Raw genomic sequence first — 15528 nt, 5'->3', positions numbered from 1 at the left:
GGCGAACCGGCCCGCCGGCCGCGCGGTGACGCTCTCCACATCCACCAGTGGCCGGCCCCCGAGGGCGGGTCTGGCAGCGCGCCACAGACGACCGACCGGAGCACCTGAGCGCTCCGGTCGGCCTACGGCACCCGCACGGCCGTACGCTGCCGACTCTGACGCGTCCGTATATCGGTGCCGCTACCGTCGAGTTGCCGTCGTGTTAACGCGGTTGATCCTGGTTTGCCGTCCTGGATCAGGACTCCGCCGAACCGGTGTCCCGTGCACCGCCGTCCGCGTCCTCGGCGTCGTCGCGCGGTGCCTCGCCGGCCTGGACCACGATCTGCTTCTCCTCCGCGAAGTGGCAGGCGGAGGGGTGCACCTCGGGCCCCTGCGCCCCGCGGAGGACCTCCGGCACCGCGAGCAGCGGCTCCTCCAGGGCGCAGCGGTCCTGCGCCTTCCAGCAGCGGGTGCGGAAGTGGCAGCCGGAGGGCGGGTTGGCGGGTGAGGGGACGTCACCGGTGAGGATGATGCGCTCACGGCGGTCGCGGGCGCCCGGGTCGGGGACGGGGACGGCGGAGAGCAGGGCCTGGGTGTAGGGGTGGGTGGGGTGCTGGTAGATCTCCTCGTCGGTGCCGATCTCGGCGACCTTGCCGAGGTACATGACGGCGACCCGGTCGGAGATGTGCCGCACGATGGAGAGGTCGTGCGCGATGAAGACGTAGGAGAGGTCGAACTGGTCCTGGAGGCGCTCCAGGAGGTTGACGACCTGGGCCTGGACGGACACGTCGAGGGCGGAGACCGGTTCGTCGGCGACGATGACCTCGGGGCGCAGGGCCAGGCCGCGGGCGATGCCGATGCGCTGGCGCTGGCCGCCGGAGAACTGGTGCGGGTACCGGTTGATGTACTCCGGGTTGAGGCCGACCACGTCGAGGAGTTCCCGCACCCGCTTGCGGCGCGAACCCTTGGGCGCGACCTCGGGGTGGATCTCGTACGGCTCGCCGATGATGTCGCCGACCGTCATACGCGGGTTGAGCGAGGTGTACGGGTCCTGGAAGACCATCTGGATGTTGCGGCGGACGGCCTTCAGGGCGCGGCCGGACAGGCGGGCGATGTCCTCGCCCTTGTAGCGGATCTCGCCGCCGGTGGGGGTCTCCAGGTGGACCAGCATCCGGGCGACCGTCGACTTGCCGCAGCCGGACTCGCCGACGATGCCGAGGGTCTCGCCCCGGTGCAGGTCGAAGGAGACCCCGTCGACCGCCTTGACCGCGCCGACCTGGCGGCGGAAGACGATGCCCTGGGTCAGCGGGAAGTGCTTGACCAGGTGGTGCACCTCCAGGATGGGCTCACCCGCGGCGTGGGCGGACTCCACGCGGGAGCGGGTCAGCAGGTCCTCGCTGGAGGGCGGCTGGTTGCGGACGGTCTGGTCGTCGCGGGTGGCGCCGGTGTTCGCCTCGCCCCCGCCGGGGCCGGGCCGCTCATCGGGCTCCATCGAGCGTCTCCTTCCAGAAGTGGCAGGCGCTCCGGCGGCGCGGGTCCACCTCGTAGAGCGGCGGCTCGTCGGTGCGGCAGACCGGCTGGGCCAGTGGGCAGCGCGGGTGGAAGGCGCAGCCGGGCGGGATGGCCAGCAGGTTGGGCGGCAGCCCCTTGATCGCGTACAGCTCCCGGCCCTTCTGGTCCAGGCGCGGGATGGAGTCGAGCAGGCCGCGGGTGTAGGGGTGGGCGGGGGCCCGGTAGATGTCGTGGACGGGGGCGGTCTCGACGATCCGCCCGGCGTACATCACGGCGATCTTGTCGGCGACGTCGGCGACGACGCCCAGGTCATGGGTGATGAGGATGAGCCCCATGTTGTACTCGCGCTGGAGTTCGGCGAGCAACTCCATGACCTGGGCCTGGACGGTGACGTCGAGGGCGGTGGTGGGCTCGTCGGCGATGATCAGCTTGGGCTCCAGCGCCATCGCCATGGCGATCATGATGCGCTGGCGCATGCCGCCGGAGAACTGGTGCGGGTACTGGTCGACGCGCTCGGCGGCGGCCGGGATGCGGACCCGGTCCATCAGCTCGACCGCCTTGGCCTTGGCCTCCTTGCGGGACATGCCGCGGTGGACGGTGAACATCTCGCCGAGCTGGTCGCCGACGGTGAGCACCGGGTTGAGCGAGGAGAGCGCGTCCTGGAAGATCATCGCCATCTCGGCGCCGCGCACCTTGCGGCGCCGGTCCTCCTTGAGGGTCAGCAGGTCGCGCCCCTCGAAGAGGATCTGCCCGCCCGTGATGTGCCCGGGCGGGGTGTCGAGGATGCCCATGATGGCCTGGGCGGTGACGGACTTCCCGGAGCCGGACTCGCCGAGCACCGCCAGGGTCTCCCCCGCGTCGACGCGGTAGGAGACACCGTTGACGGCCTTGGCGACGCCTTCCCTGGTGTGGAACTCCACCTGGAGGTCGCGCACGTCGAGCAACATCGGCAGCAGCTCCTCAGCGCAGCTTGGGGTCGAGGGCGTCGCGGACGGCGTCGCCGAGCATGATGAACGCCAGCACGGTGATGGCCAGCGCCCCGGCCGGCCAGAGCAGCATGTGCGGGGCGTTGCGGACGTTGGCGGAGGCGTCCGAGATGTCGATGCCCCAGGAGACCGTGGGCGGCCTGAGCCCGACGCCGAGGAAGGAGAGCGTCGCCTCCAGCGCGATGTACGTCCCCAGCGCGATCGTGGCGACGACGATGACCGGGGCGACGGCGTTCGGGGTGATGTGGCGCAGCAGCATCCGGGTGTTGGAGGCGCCGAGCGCCCGCGCGGCCTGCACGTAGTCGTTCTGCTTGGCGGTGATGACCGAGCCGCGGGCGATGCGGGAGATCTGCGGCCAGCCCAGCAGCACCATGAAGCCGATCACCGGCCAGATGGTGTTGGAGGTGACCACGGAGAGCAGGACGAGCCCGCCGAGGACCACCGGGATGGCGAAGAACACGTCGGTGATCCGGGAGAGGATCGCGTCCCAGACACCGCCGAAGAAGCCGGCGAGGCCGCCGAGGACGCTGCCGAGGACGGCGACGCCGAGGGTGGCGAGGACACCGACGGCGACCGAGGTGCGGGCGCCGTAGACGGTCCGGGTGTACACGTCGCAGCCCTGCTGGTTGAAGCCGAAGGGGTGGCCCGGCTGGGACCCTTCCTGGGACTTGGCGAGGTCGCAGGAGAGCGGGTTGCCGGAGGCGATGAGCGAGGGCCAGATCGAGATGACCACCAGGAAGAGGATGATCAGTGAGGAGATCAGGAAGACCGGGTTGCGGCGCAGTTCGCGCCAGGCGTCCGACCACAGGGAGCGCGGCTTGGTGTCGGGCCCGCCACCCTGGGGGTCCCGCCCCTCCAGGCTGATGCCCTCGCTCATCGCCATGTCGGTGGCGGCACCCGCCCCGGCCGCCGAGATGGCCGACTTGTCGTCCGGGAGGCCCGGCTGCTGCGGGTCAGGCATAGCGAATCCTCGGGTCGAGTACGGCGTAGAGGAGGTCGACGATGAGGTTGGCGACGAGGAAGACGAGGACCAGGATGGTGACGAAACCGACCACGGTCTGCGTGTTCTGCCGCAGGATGCCCTGGTAGAGCTGGAAACCGACGCCGTGGATGTTGAAGATCCGCTCGGTGACGATGGCGCCGCCCATCAGCGCGCCGATGTCGGTGCCGATGAAGGTGACGACGGGGATCAGCGAGTTGCGCAGCAGGTGCCGGGTGATGATCCGGCGCCGGGGCAGCCCCTTGGCGACGGCGGTGCGGACGTAGTCGGCGCGCCGGTTCTCCGCGATCGAGGTGCGGGTGAGCCGGGTGACGTACGCCAGGGAGACCGAGGCGAGGACGAGGCCGGGGACGAAGAGTTCACCGAACGTGGCCTCGGAGGAGACGGCCGGTTTGATCCAGCCCCACTTGACGCCGAGCAGCAGCTGCACGAGCAGGCCGGTGACGAAGGTGGGCACGGAGATCACCACGAGGGTGAGGATGAGGACCCCGGTGTCGACCGGCTTGCCGCGGCGCAGGCCGGTGACGACGCCGAGGGCGATCCCGATGATGATCTCCAGGACGATCGCCACGATGGTCAGCCGGATCGTCACGGGGAAGGCCGTGCCCATCAGCTCGGTGACCTTCTGGCCGTTGAACGCCGTCCCGAAGTCGCCGGTGAAGACGTTCCCCATGTACGTCAGGTACTGCTGCCACACGGGCTTGTCGAGGCCGAGGTCGGTGCGGAGCCGCTGGGCGGTGGCGGGGTCGCACTGCCGGTCGCCGCAGAGTCCGGCGACGGGGTCGCCCATCACGTTGACCATCAGGAAGATCAGCAGCGTGGCGCCGATGAAGACGGGGATCATCTGCAGCAGGCGCCGGATCACATAACGTCCCATGGACGGCTCCGGGTTCGGATCGGGCGGCGGGCGGGTACGGGCGCCCGGCCCGGTGCCGCGCGGGGCGGCCGGGCCGGGCGGGGCGCTCAGCCGACCTTGATCTCGTTGTAGACGGGGACGCTGAACGGGTTCAGCTCGACGTTGGAGATGCGGTCGGAGTAACCGGCGCTGCCGTTCTGGTACCAGAGCGGGATGGCGCCCATCTCGTCCCGCAGCACCTCCTCGGCCTGCTGGAACTTCTTCACCGCCTTGGCGGTGTCCGACTCGGCGTTGGCCTCGTCGACCAGCTTGTCGAACTTCTCGTTGGACCAGTCGCCGTCGTTGGACGAGGCGTCGGTGTAGTAGAGCGGCTGGAGGAAGTTCTGGATCAGCGGGTAGTCCATCTGCCAGCCGGCGCGGAACGGGCCGGGCATCTTCCGCTCGCTGATCTTGTTGCGGAAGTCGGCGAAGGTGCCGGTGGGGTCGCCGACGCAGGCACGGTCCTGGTCCAGCGCCTTGTTGATGCTGTTGCAGACCGCGTCGACCCATTCCTTGTGGCTGCCGGTGTCGGCGTTGTAGCCGAGCCTCATGGTGCCGCCGGGGATGCCCCCGCCCTCCTCGACCAGGCGCTTGGCCTCTGCCGGGTCGTACTCGCAGGCGTCGCCGCAGAGCCCTTCCTTGTAGCCGCCCTCCTTGCCGAGGACCGGTGAGGTCCAGTCGGTGGCGGGGGTGCGGGTGTTCTGGAAGATGGTCTTGGTGATCTGCTCGCGGTTGATCGCCCGGGAGATGCCGGTGCGGAGCTTGGCGCCGTCGGGGGTGTCCCACGCCTTGTCGTAGAAGGGGAACGTCAGGGTCTGGATGATGCCGGCGGGGGTGTTGAGGTACCGGTCGCCCAGGTCCTTCTTGGCGTTCTTGATCTGGGAGGCCGGGATGTCGTCGACCAGGTCGAGGTTGCCCGCGGTCAGGTCGGTGTAGGCGGTGTTGTTGTCGGTGTAGACCTTGAGGTCGACGCCGCCGTTCTGCGCCTTGTCGTCGCCCGGGTAGTCGTCCCAGGTGCGCAGGGACATCTGGGAGCCCTTGGCGTAGTTGTCCACCTTGTAGGGCCCGTTGCCGACCGGCTTGGCGAGCCAGCCGTCGTGGTCCTCGAAGAAGGAGGTGGGCAGCGGGGCGAAGGCGGCGTAGCCGAGCGTCTCCGGCCAGGTGGAGAACTTCTGGTTGAGCTTGACGGTGAAGGTGCGCTCACCGGTGGCCTTCAGCCCCGAGAGGGTGCGCGCGGTGGCGTCGCCCTCCTCGGGGTGGACCTCGTCGTAGCCCTCGATGTAGCCGAAGAAGTAGGCGTTCTTCTGGTTGTTGTCCAGGTGGGCGCCGTAGTTCCAGGCGTCGACGAAGGACTTGGCGGTGACCTTCTCTCCGTTGGAGAAGGTCCAGCCGTCCTTGACGGTGATCCGGTAGTTGACCGAGTCGTCGGTCTCGATCTTCTCGGCGAGGGCGTCCTCGGCGGCACCGGTCTTCGGGTTGTACCGCTTGAGCCCCCGGAAGATCATGTCGAGGACCTTGCCGCCCTGGACCTCGTTGGTGTTGGACGGCTCCAGCGGGTTCTGCGGGTCCCCCCAGGAGGAACTCACGATCCCGGAACCTTCTCCTGACCCACCGCCGTCCCCGCCCCCGCCGCAGCCCGTCGCGGCGAGCGCGACGGCGACGGCGACGGCGGTCCACCTGGCGTGCGTGGCTCCGCGCATGAGGTGCCTCCCTCTGGGTTCCCGTGCCTGATGCACTTCGGCCCCCATACCACCGCGAACCCACCTGCACCGCACGCGCACCAGGACCGTCCGGGGGATTCAGGGCCGCCCGGACTCCCCCCGGACGCGCACGAACCAGGGGCGCCCCCGGCCGCGTACGGCCGGGGGCGCCCCTGGTTCCACGAGGGTGCGGATCTGCCGCCTCAGGCGGCGCCCACCACGTCCTTCTCCTCGGCGAAGTGGCACGCCGACTCGTGCGCTGCCGGGGTGTCCTTTCCGGTGAAGCGCTGCGGCACGGCCAGCAGCGGCTCCTCGGTGGCGCACCGCTCCTCCGCCTTCCAGCAGCGGGTGCGGAAGCGGCAGCCCGACGGCGGGTTGGCCGGCGAGGGCACGTCCCCGGTGAGGATGATCCGCTCGCGTCCCTCGCGGGAGGCGGGGTCCGGCACCGGCACCGCGGAGAGCAGCGCCTGCGTGTACGGGTGGGTGGGGTGGTCGTAGATCTGCTCGTCGGAGCCGATCTCGGCCATCTTGCCCAGGTACATCACGCCGACCCGGTCGGAGATGTGCCGCACGATGGAGAGGTCGTGCGCGATGAAGAGGTAGGAGAGGTTGAACTCGTCCTGGAGCTTCTCCATCAGGTTGACGACCTGCGCCTGCACCGACACGTCGAGCGCGGAGACCGGCTCGTCGCAGACGATGATCTCCGGGTTGAGCGCGAGGCCGCGGGCGATGCCGATGCGCTGGCGCTGGCCGCCGGAGAACTGGTGCGGGTACCGGTTGATGTACTCCGGGTTGAGGCCGACCACGTCGAGGAGTTCCTGCACCCGCTTGCGGCGGTCGCCCTTGGGCGCCACCTCGGGGTGGATCTCGAAGGGCTCGCCGATGATGTCGCCGACCGTCATGCGCGGGTTGAGCGAGGTGTACGGGTCCTGGAACACCATCTGGATGTTGCGGCGGACCGCCTTCAGCGCCCGGCCCGACAGCTTGGTGATGTCGGTGCCCTTGTAGAAGACCTCACCGGAGGTGGCGGCCTCCAGGGTCATCAGCAGCTTGGCGACGGTGGACTTGCCGCAGCCGGACTCGCCGACGATGCCGAGCGTCTCGCCCTGGTACAGGTCGAAGGAGATGCCGTCGACGGCCTTGACCGCGCCGATCTGCTTCTTGAAGAGGATGCCCTGGGTCAGCGGGAAGTGCTTGACCAGGTTCCGCACCTGGAGGATGGGCTCGCCGCGCTCCACCGGGGCGGTGATGGCCGCGATGGCCTCGTCCTTGGTGGGGTCGGCGACCACGTCGACGTCGGAGACGTTCGGGGTGACGTCGGCCGGTTCGGTCTTCTTGGCCATGTCAGCCATGGATCGTCTCCTTCCAGAAGTGGCAGGCGCTGCCGCGGCCGGGCAGGTCCGTGCCGTCCTGCTCGGTGACGAGGGCCAGCTCGGGCACCTCGGTCCGGCAGATGTCCTGCGCCATCGGGCAGCGCGGGTTGAAGGCGCAGCCGGACGGGATACGCGTCAGGTTGGGCGGCAGGCCCTTGATCGCGTACAGCTCCTGGCCCTTCTGGTCCAGGCGCGGGATGGAGTCGAGCAGACCCCGGGTGTACGGGTGCGCCGGGCGGGCGTACAGCTCGTGGACCGGGGCGGTCTCGACGATCCGGCCCGCGTACATCACCGCGATCTTGTCGGCGACGTCGGCGACGACACCGAGGTCGTGGGTGATGAGGATGAGCCCCATGTTGTACTCGCGCTGGAGCTCCGCGAGCAGGTCCATGACCTGGGCCTGCACCGTCACGTCGAGCGCCGTGGTGGGCTCGTCGGCGATGATCAGGTCGGGCTCCAGGGCGAGCGCCATGGCGATCATGATGCGCTGGCGCATACCGCCGGAGAACTGGTGCGGGTAGTCGTTGACCCGCTCCTTGGCGGCCGGGATCTTCACCCGGTCCATCAGCTCGATCGCCTTGGCCTTGGCCTCCTTCTTGGAGAGGCCCTGGTGGACGCGGAACATCTCGCCGAGCTGGTAGCCCACGGAGAGGACCGGGTTGAGCGAGGAGAGCGCGTCCTGGAAGATCATGGCGATCTTCTGGCCGCGGATCTTCCGCCGCTCCTCCTTGCCCATGGTGAGCATGTCCTGGCCGCGGAAGAGCACCTCGCCCTGCGGGATGCGGCCGGGCGGCATGTCGAGGATGCCCATGATGGCCTGGGCGGTGACGGACTTGCCGGAGCCCGACTCACCGAGGACGGCGAGGGTCTCGCCGGCGTCGACGGTGTAGTTGACCCCGTTGACGGCCTTGGCGACACCGTCGCGGGTGTGGAACTCCACGTGCAGGTCGCGGACTTCGAGCAGGTGGCCGTCGTAGTCGGCGGCAGCGCGCGGTCCGGGGACCGTCGCGGTCTTGGCGGTGGTGGTCACGTACGCCTCCCTCAGCGCATCTTGGGATCGAGGGCGTTGCGGACCGCATCGCCGAACATGAGGAACGACAGCACCGTGATCGCGACCATGACGGACGGGATCATCAGGACGTACGGCGCGTTGCGCAGCTGGTCCTTGCCGGAGGCGACGTCGATACCCCACGAGACCGTCGGCTCGGCGAGGCCGATACCGAGGTACGAGAGGGTGGCCTCGGCACCGATGTAGCCACCGAGCGCGATGGTGGCGACCACGATGATCGGGGCCATGGCGTTGGGCAGGATGTGCTTGAACATGATCCGGCTGGTGGAGGCGCCCAGAGCCCGGGCCGCCACCACGTAGTCGGACTGCTTGATGGTGATCACCGCGCCGCGGGCGACACGGGCGATCTGCGTCCAGCCGAGGAAGGCCAGCGCCAGGATGACCACCCAGACCGCGCGCTCCTCGAAGGTGGTCAGGATGACCATGGCGCCGACGATGAACGGCACACCGAAGAAGACGTCGGTGACGCGCGACAGCACGCTGTCCACCCAGCCGCCGAAGTAGCCGGCGACCATGCCGACGATGGTGCCGATGATCGTCACCGCGAGGGTGACGACGACGCCGACCGAGATCGAGGCGCGGGCGCCGTGGACCACGCGGGCGTAGATGGAGCGGCCCTGCACGTCGTAGCCGAACCAGTCGGCGGCGAAGAAGTGGCTCCAGTTCGGGTGCTGGAGGTAGTGGTTCTTCAGGTCGGCGTCGCGCGGGGAGGCGTCCGTGAAGAGGCTCGGCCAGATCGCCATGACGATCAGGAAGAGGATCAGCAGCGCGGAGACGATGAAGAGCGGGCTGCGCCGCAGGTCGTGCCAGGCGTCCGACCAGAGCGAACGCGGCTTGCCGGGCGCGGGACCGGCGTCCAGTGTCAGCGGGACCTCGGTGGAGGAGGGCGCGACGGCCTTCCCCACGGTCTTCTTTTCCAGGTCTGCGGTCTTGTCAGGCATACCGGATCCTCGGGTCCAGGACCGCGTAAAGCAGGTCGACGATCAGGCTGGCGAGGAGGTAGACGATCACGATGATGGTGACGACACCGACGACGGTCGCGCCCTCGCGGCGGCTCAGGGCTTCGTAGATGAGTCCACCGACGCCCTTGATGTTGAAGATGCCCTCGGTGACGATCGCGCCGCCCATCAGGGAACCGATGTCGGTACCGAGGAAGGTGACCACGGGAATCAGCGAGTTGCGCATCAGGTGCACGCCGATGATCCGGCGCTTGGGCAGCCCCTTGGCCACCGCCGTCCGCATGTAGTCGGCTCTCAGGTTCTCCGCGATGGAGGTCCGGGTGAGCCGGGCCACGTAGGCGAGGGAGAGCGAGGCCAGCACCATGGCCGGCATCAGCAGCTCGTTCCAGCTGGGTTCGAGTCCGACGTTGGGCGGGACCAGGCCGAGCTTGAACGCGAAGACGAACTGCGCCATGTAGCCGGTCACGAACGACGGGACCGCGATGAGGAGCAGGGTCAGACCGAGCAGGCCGCGGTCGCGGACCGAGTTCGGCTTGAGGCCGGCGACGAGGCCGAGCAGGATGCCGGCGACCACGATGAAGGTGAACGCGAAGAGCGCCAGCTGGACCGTGATCGGGTAGGCGTCGAGGATGACCTCGGAGATGGGGCGCTGGCTCGCGATCTGCGTGCCGAAGTCGCCCTGGAAGACGTTCCCGATGTACGAGACGTACTGCACCAGGATCGGCCGGTCGAGGCCGAGTTCGGCCTTGAGAGCGGCGATCTGCGCCTGGTCGACGGCCTGCTCTCCGGCCAGCGCTCTCACGGGATCGCCGGGCAGCGCGAACATCATCAGGAAGATCAGCAAGGTTGACCCGATGAAGACCGGGATCATCTGGAGCAGTCGTCGTGCGACATAACGCCCCATGGGGTGCCTCCGTGTGGATAACTACGGGCCGGGGGCCGCCCCCGTGCGAGCGGGAACGGCCCCCGGTCCCCCCGTCACCGGGTCAGCGGCCCGGTGACGGGGTGATGGCCGAAGTGGGGAATTGGCCCGTGGGCGTGTTTACTTGACCGTGACGCCGGTGAGCACGAAGTCACCGCGGTAGTCGACCTCGACGTTGTCGACGTCCTTGCCGTGGCCACCGTTGATCTGGTACGTCCAGAGCGGGATGGCGGGCATCTTCTCCACCAGGGCCTCTTCGGCCTCCTGGTAGAACTTGACGGACTCCTCCAGCGACTTGGCGTTGTCGCCCTTCTTGAACAGGCCGTCGACCTCCTTGTCGGAGAACCGGCCGTTGTTCGCCTCGGCGGTGGTGCCGTACAGCTCACGCATGAAGTTGACGTTCAGCGGGTAGTCGGCGACCCAGCCACCGCGGTAGAACGACTTGACCTCGTCGTTGTCGCGGGCCTCAAGGTCGGTGGCGAAGTCGGGCTTGGCGTCGCCGAGGCACTCGACCCCGGTGGCGTTGCGGATGGACTCGCAGACCGCGGTCACCCACTCCTTGTGCCCACCGTCGGTGTTGTACTGGATGAAGATCTTGTTGTCCGGCACGCCACCGCCGTCCTTGATGAGCTTCTTCGCCTCGTCCGGGTCGTAGTCGAAGATGTGGGTGTCGAGGTCCTGGTTGCCCTTGACCTGCGAGGGGGTGAAGCTCTTCGCCGGCTTACGCGTGTTGTTGAGGACGGTCTTGGTGATCGTCTCGCGGTCGATCGCCATCGACAGGCCCTGCAGGACCTTGGGGTCGATGTCCTTCCACTGCTTGCTGTAGAAGACCGGGTGGATCGACTGGACGGCCGCGTACTCCTGCTCGATGGCGCCGTCGCCGAGGTCGGACTTGAACTTCGGCAGGTCCTTCGGACCGACCTGGCGGATCATGTCCAGGTTGCCGGAGAGGACGTCCTGGTAGGCGGCCTCGACGGTGGCGTAGTTCTTGAACTGGACGCCCTTGTTCTTCGGCTTGTCCGCGCCGGCGTAGTCCTTGTTGGCCTTGACCTGGATGAGCTTCTTGTGGGTCCACTTCTCGAAGCTGTAAGGCCCGTTGCCGACCGGCTTCTGGCCGAACGCCTTCGGGTCGTCGAAGAAGACCTTGGGGAGCGGCGCCCAGGTGTAGTAGCCGAGCTTGTACTCGAAGTACGGAACCGGCTTGGAGAGCTCGATGGTGAAGGTGGTGTCGTCCACGGCCTTCAGGCCGGACATCTCCTTGGCCTTGGGCTTGGCGCCCTCGCCGTCGGGGTGGACGTCCTCGTAGCCCTTGATGTCCTCGAACCAGAACGAGTTCTGCATCTTGTTCTCGATGTTCGCGGACCAGTTCCACGCATCGATGTAGGACTGGGAGGTGACGGGGGTGCCGTCGTGGAACTTCCAGCCCTTCTTCAGCTTCACCGTCCAGGTCTTCGAGTCCTTGGTCTCGATCGACTCGGCGTTGGTGTAGACGATGTTGCCGTCGGCGTCGAATTCCAGGAGCTGGGTGAAGAGCGACTGGATGACGTACGAGCCGAGGCTCTCGTTGGTGTCGGCCGGGATCAGGGCCTTCTGCGGCTCGCCGACGTCGATCGAGACGTAGCCGGCGGGCTTGCCCGACGCCTTCGACTTGTTGTCACCGTCGTCGTTACCACCGCAGGCGGTCGCGGCCAGGGCGACGACTATCGCACCCGCGACCCACTTGGCGCTCTTGGCACCACGCATGGGTTCCTCCTCATGAGTCCACTTGTTCACTGCGAGAGAGGGCACAAGACGTATCGCCGACACCCCTGACGGCGAAGATCGAGTGCCCCAGTGTGCTCGTGAGTCGGCGCTCCCCACAGCGCGTGACCCATTGACCCGAGCTCTACGCGCTCAACTATTAGCCATGGTGTTCGGCCCGACCACACCCTTTTGGTCTCGGTTCGATCACACCTGACACTCACATCTTCCAAAATCCGGACAAACCGATCCGAGATAGATGGTTGCGAAACGGACTCGTTACACATCTATCGGGCGTGGTTGTCCGTATACCGGACACTCTGCCCTCGAAAACCGGTTGCCCGGCTCCCCTGCCGGCGTCTCCGGGACGGAGCTGGGGAGCATCTTTCAGCGCCCGGGCGCTGCGCGCATCCGGTTCGGACGGCTCCATGGCGTCAGAACGGCCGGTGCCCGGCACCGCACCACCCGTGAGGGGGGAACGGGGCCGGGCACCGTCGGCCTGCGGCGGGACTCAGCCGTGCTTGGCCTTGGAGGCGGCGCGGGCGCGGGTGCGCGCGTCCAGGTCCACCTTGCGGATGCGGACCGACTCCGGGGTCACCTCGACGCACTCGTCGTCGCGGCAGAACTCCAGCGACTGCTCCAGGGAGAGCTTGCGCGGCGGCACCAGCGACTCGGAGACGTCGGCGGTGGAGGAGCGCATGTTGGTGAGCTTCTTCTCCTTGGTGATGTTGACGTCCATGTCGTCGGCGCGGGAGTTCTCGCCGACGATCATGCCCTCGTACACCTCGGTGCCGGGCTCGACGAAGAGGACGCCGCGCTCCTGGAGGTTGGTCATCGCGAAGGCGGTGACCGTACCGGCGCGGTCGGCGACCAGGGAGCCGTTGTTGCGGGTCTTCAGCTCGCCGAACCACGGCTCGTGGCCCTCGTGGAGGGAGTGGGCGATGCCGGTGCCGCGGGTGTTGGTGAGGAACTCCGTACGGAAGCCGATGAGGCCGCGGGAGGGGATGATGAACTCCATGCGGACCCAGCCGGAGCCGTGGTTCGACATGTTGTCCATGCGGCCCTTGCGGGTGCCCATGAGCTGGGTGACGGCGCCCATGTGCTCCTCGGGCACGTCGATGGTGATGCGCTCGACCGGCTCGTGGACCTTGCCGTCCACGTCCTTGGTGACCACCTGCGGCTTGCCGACGGTCAGCTCGTAGCCCTCGCGGCGCATCTGCTCGACCAGGATGGCCAGCGCCAGTTCACCACGGCCCTGCACCTCCCAGGCGTCGGGGCGCTTGGTGTCCAGGACGCGCAGCGAGACGTTACCGATCAGCTCGCGCTCCAGGCGGTCCTTGACCTGGCGGGCGGTGACCTTGCGGTCCTTGACGGCCGCCTTGTTGTCGGCGCCCTTGCCGGTACCGCCGCGGCCGACCAGCGGCGAGGTGTTGGTGCCGACGGTCATCGAGATCGCGGGCTCGTCGACGGTGATGAGCGGCAGCGCGACCGGGTTCTCCGGGTCGGCCAGCGTCTCGCCGATCATGATCTCCGGGATGCCGGCGACGGCGCAGATGTCACCGGGGCCCGCCTTCTCGGCGGGCTTGCGGGTGAGCGCCTCGGTCATCATCAGCTCGGAGATGCGGACGTTGGACATGGTCCCGTCACGCTTGATCCAGGCGACGGTCTGGCCCTTCTTCAGCTCACCCTGCTCGACCCGGAGCAGCGCGATACGGCCGAGGAAGTTGTCGGCGTCCAGGTTGGTGACGTGCGCCTGGAGGGGGGCGGCCTCGTCGTACTGGGGGGCCGGGACCGTCTCCAGCAGGGTGGTGAAGAACGGCTCCAGGTTGTCGCTGTCGGCCGGGACGGTGCCGTCCTTCGGCTTGGTCAGCGAGGCGACGCCGTCACGGGCGCAGGCGTAGACGATCGGGAACTCGATCTGGTCCTCGTCGGCGTCCAGGTCGAGGAAGAGGTCGTACGTCTCGTCGACGACCTCGTCGATGCGGGAGTCCGGGCGGTCCGTCTTGTTGATGCAGAGGATGACCGGCATCCGGGCGGCGAGCGCCTTGCGCAGCACGAAGCGGGTCTGCGGGAGCGGGCCCTCGGAGGCGTCCACCAGGAGCACGACGGCGTCGACCATCGACAGACCGCGCTCGACCTCGCCGCCGAAGTCGGCGTGGCCGGGGGTGTCGATGATGTTGATCGTGATCGGGTCCCCGCCGGACTTGGGGTGGTACTTCACCGCCGTGTTCTTGGCGAGGATCGTGATGCCCTTCTCACGCTCCAGGTCGTTGGAGTCCATGACCCGGTCGTCGACCGAATCCAGCTGGTGGGCGGCGAACCCGCCGGCCTGCTTGAGCATGGCGTCGACCAGGGTGGTCTTGCCGTGGTCGACGTGGGCGACGATGGCGACGTTACGGATGTCGTGACGCGTGGGCATGCTTGCTGGGGCTTCTCTCGGATCGGGGAATCAGGCGTCTCGTCCTTCGTACGCCAAGCCGGGCGGAGCCGCCACGGCTTCTTCCCATGGTACGGGGCGCGGACAACCCCCGCCGAACACAGGGCATCCGGGGGCCGGCGGCACCACCGCGACCGGGTCGCGGAAGGCGCCGTCGGCAGGGTCAGGAACCCTCCGGGCCGCCCGCCTCCGGCTTCGGTTTCCGTCCGGTGTTGGCGGGGTCGTCGCCCGCGCAGGAGAGCAGGGCGGCCTCGCGGGCCGTGGCGGACGCGCCGTCGGTCAGCGGCTCCTGGCAGGCCAGCACCCCCGCGCCGTCCACGGTCCAGCTCTCGGCCCGCCCGTAGACGTCCCGGCCGTCCCCGCACTCCAGCCGGAACTGCGCCCTCACGCTCGCGACCTGGGCCCATTCGACGGTGCCCGTGCCGTCGTCATCGTCGAACTCGATGCCCCCGCCGTCCAGCTCGTACGCGTCCGCGGGGTCGGCGAAGGCCAGGCTGTTCTTTCCGTCGTCCGCGTCGTCCGGCCCCGCCTCCCCGATGTGCAGGGCGAGCGAGTAGAGCGTCTCGCGGGGGTCGACGCCGGCGCCGCGCGGCGCGTGGACGGCCCGCTTCGGCCGGGCCACGGCCACCAGCGGAGGCGTCTCGCCCTTCCGCGACGACGCCCGGCTCACCCCGGTCAGCAGCGGCTCCTCGTGCACCCCGAACCAGGTGTACGTGCCGCCCCGGCAGGGCGCCGCGGACTTCACCGGCGCGGGCCCGGCCCCGGTGGCCCCGGCTTCCGGCGCGGTGGAGCGGCCGACGGCGAAGGAGGCGGCGCCCACCACGAGGCAGGCGGCCACGGCCGCGAGGACGGCCCGGCGCGTGCCGCGCGGGGCGACGGGACCGGGCGGGACGGTGGGGCGGTCCTGTTCAGTCATCTGTACCCCCGTGTGGCGTGCGGGTGCGGAACGTTCGCGC

At 68.7% G+C, this 15528-nt stretch carries 12 protein-coding genes; all 12 read right to left on the bottom strand.

Features of this window, described 5'->3' with window-relative positions; all coding sequences use genetic code 11:
• Nucleotides 1–235: 235 nt before the first annotated feature.
• Nucleotides 236–1471 carry an ABC transporter ATP-binding protein gene (locus tag ACSLIC_RS18185; RefSeq protein WP_436738760.1) on the bottom strand — a complete coding sequence of 412 codons (1236 nt, stop codon included), beginning with the start codon at nucleotides 1469–1471 and terminating at the stop codon, nucleotides 236–238.
• The gene (locus tag ACSLIC_RS18180) at nucleotides 1458–2438 is read right to left on the bottom strand and encodes an ABC transporter ATP-binding protein (protein ID WP_436738759.1); all 981 of its coding nucleotides are present in this window, start codon (nucleotides 2436–2438) and stop codon (nucleotides 1458–1460) included. The genes ACSLIC_RS18185 and ACSLIC_RS18180 overlap by 14 nt, the downstream gene beginning before the upstream one ends.
• A gap of 13 nt (nucleotides 2439–2451) precedes the next feature.
• On the bottom strand, nucleotides 2452–3438 hold the full coding sequence (locus ACSLIC_RS18175; protein WP_436738758.1) for an ABC transporter permease: 987 nt from the start codon (nucleotides 3436–3438) through the stop codon (nucleotides 2452–2454).
• Nucleotides 3431–4354 (bottom strand): ABC transporter permease, encoded by a 924-nt coding sequence (locus ACSLIC_RS18170; RefSeq protein ID WP_436738757.1) that lies wholly within the window; start codon nucleotides 4352–4354, stop codon nucleotides 3431–3433. Before ACSLIC_RS18170 ends, ACSLIC_RS18175 begins: the two co-directional genes overlap by 8 nt.
• 86 nt (nucleotides 4355–4440) lie before the next feature.
• The gene (locus ACSLIC_RS18165) at nucleotides 4441–6072 is read right to left on the bottom strand and encodes a peptide ABC transporter substrate-binding protein (protein ID WP_436738756.1); all 1632 of its coding nucleotides are present in this window, start codon (nucleotides 6070–6072) and stop codon (nucleotides 4441–4443) included.
• A gap of 203 nt (nucleotides 6073–6275) precedes the next feature.
• Nucleotides 6276–7424, bottom strand: a complete 1149-nt coding sequence (locus tag ACSLIC_RS18160) for an ABC transporter ATP-binding protein (RefSeq protein WP_436738755.1) — start codon at nucleotides 7422–7424, stop codon at nucleotides 6276–6278.
• A complete protein-coding gene (locus ACSLIC_RS18155) occupies nucleotides 7417–8475 on the bottom strand; it encodes an ABC transporter ATP-binding protein (RefSeq protein ID WP_436738754.1) in 1059 nt (352 codons plus the stop codon). Before ACSLIC_RS18155 ends, ACSLIC_RS18160 begins: the two co-directional genes overlap by 8 nt.
• 11 nt (nucleotides 8476–8486) lie before the next feature.
• Nucleotides 8487–9455 carry an ABC transporter permease gene (locus ACSLIC_RS18150; RefSeq protein WP_436738753.1) on the bottom strand — a complete coding sequence of 323 codons (969 nt, stop codon included), beginning with the start codon at nucleotides 9453–9455 and terminating at the stop codon, nucleotides 8487–8489.
• Nucleotides 9448–10377, bottom strand: coding sequence for an ABC transporter permease (locus tag ACSLIC_RS18145; protein WP_436738752.1), 930 nt, complete (start codon nucleotides 10375–10377; stop codon nucleotides 9448–9450). Before ACSLIC_RS18145 ends, ACSLIC_RS18150 begins: the two co-directional genes overlap by 8 nt.
• 138 nt (nucleotides 10378–10515) lie before the next feature.
• Nucleotides 10516–12138 (bottom strand): peptide ABC transporter substrate-binding protein, encoded by a 1623-nt coding sequence (locus tag ACSLIC_RS18140; RefSeq protein ID WP_436738751.1) that lies wholly within the window; start codon nucleotides 12136–12138, stop codon nucleotides 10516–10518.
• A gap of 508 nt (nucleotides 12139–12646) precedes the next feature.
• On the bottom strand, nucleotides 12647–14554 hold the full coding sequence (gene typA / locus ACSLIC_RS18135) for a translational GTPase TypA (protein WP_436738750.1): 1908 nt from the start codon (nucleotides 14552–14554) through the stop codon (nucleotides 12647–12649).
• Nucleotides 14555–14735: 181 nt separating this feature from the next.
• Entirely contained in the window at nucleotides 14736–15488 is a 753-nt protein-coding gene (locus ACSLIC_RS18130) for a hypothetical protein (protein ID WP_436738749.1), read from the bottom strand.
• Between the last annotated feature and the right edge of the window lie 40 nt (nucleotides 15489–15528).

Source organism: Streptomyces sp. BBFR102, assembly GCF_051397025.1.
Classification (GTDB): domain Bacteria; phylum Actinomycetota; class Actinomycetes; order Streptomycetales; family Streptomycetaceae; genus Streptomyces.
Note: the sequence above shows the minus strand (reverse complement) of the source record. Positions and strands in the feature narration are given on the sequence as shown.

Excerpts from the sequence above, each read along its gene's own strand:
- ACSLIC_RS18185 (WP_436738760.1), bottom strand. The coding sequence starts at position 1,471 with ATGGAGCCCGATGAGCGGCCCGGCCCCGGCGGGGGCGAGGCGAACACC.
- ACSLIC_RS18180 (WP_436738759.1), bottom strand. The coding sequence starts at position 2,438 with ATGTTGCTCGACGTGCGCGACCTCCAGGTGGAGTTCCACACCAGGGAA.
- ACSLIC_RS18175 (WP_436738758.1), bottom strand. The coding sequence starts at position 3,438 with ATGCCTGACCCGCAGCAGCCGGGCCTCCCGGACGACAAGTCGGCCATC.
- ACSLIC_RS18170 (WP_436738757.1), bottom strand. The coding sequence starts at position 4,354 with ATGGGACGTTATGTGATCCGGCGCCTGCTGCAGATGATCCCCGTCTTC.
- ACSLIC_RS18165 (WP_436738756.1), bottom strand. The coding sequence starts at position 6,072 with ATGCGCGGAGCCACGCACGCCAGGTGGACCGCCGTCGCCGTCGCCGTC.
- ACSLIC_RS18160 (WP_436738755.1), bottom strand. The coding sequence starts at position 7,424 with ATGGCTGACATGGCCAAGAAGACCGAACCGGCCGACGTCACCCCGAAC.
- ACSLIC_RS18150 (WP_436738753.1), bottom strand. The coding sequence starts at position 9,455 with ATGCCTGACAAGACCGCAGACCTGGAAAAGAAGACCGTGGGGAAGGCC.
- ACSLIC_RS18145 (WP_436738752.1), bottom strand. The coding sequence starts at position 10,377 with ATGGGGCGTTATGTCGCACGACGACTGCTCCAGATGATCCCGGTCTTC.
- ACSLIC_RS18140 (WP_436738751.1), bottom strand. The coding sequence starts at position 12,138 with ATGCGTGGTGCCAAGAGCGCCAAGTGGGTCGCGGGTGCGATAGTCGTC.
- typA (WP_436738750.1), bottom strand. The coding sequence starts at position 14,554 with ATGCCCACGCGTCACGACATCCGTAACGTCGCCATCGTCGCCCACGTC.
- ACSLIC_RS18130 (WP_436738749.1), bottom strand. The coding sequence starts at position 15,488 with ATGACTGAACAGGACCGCCCCACCGTCCCGCCCGGTCCCGTCGCCCCG.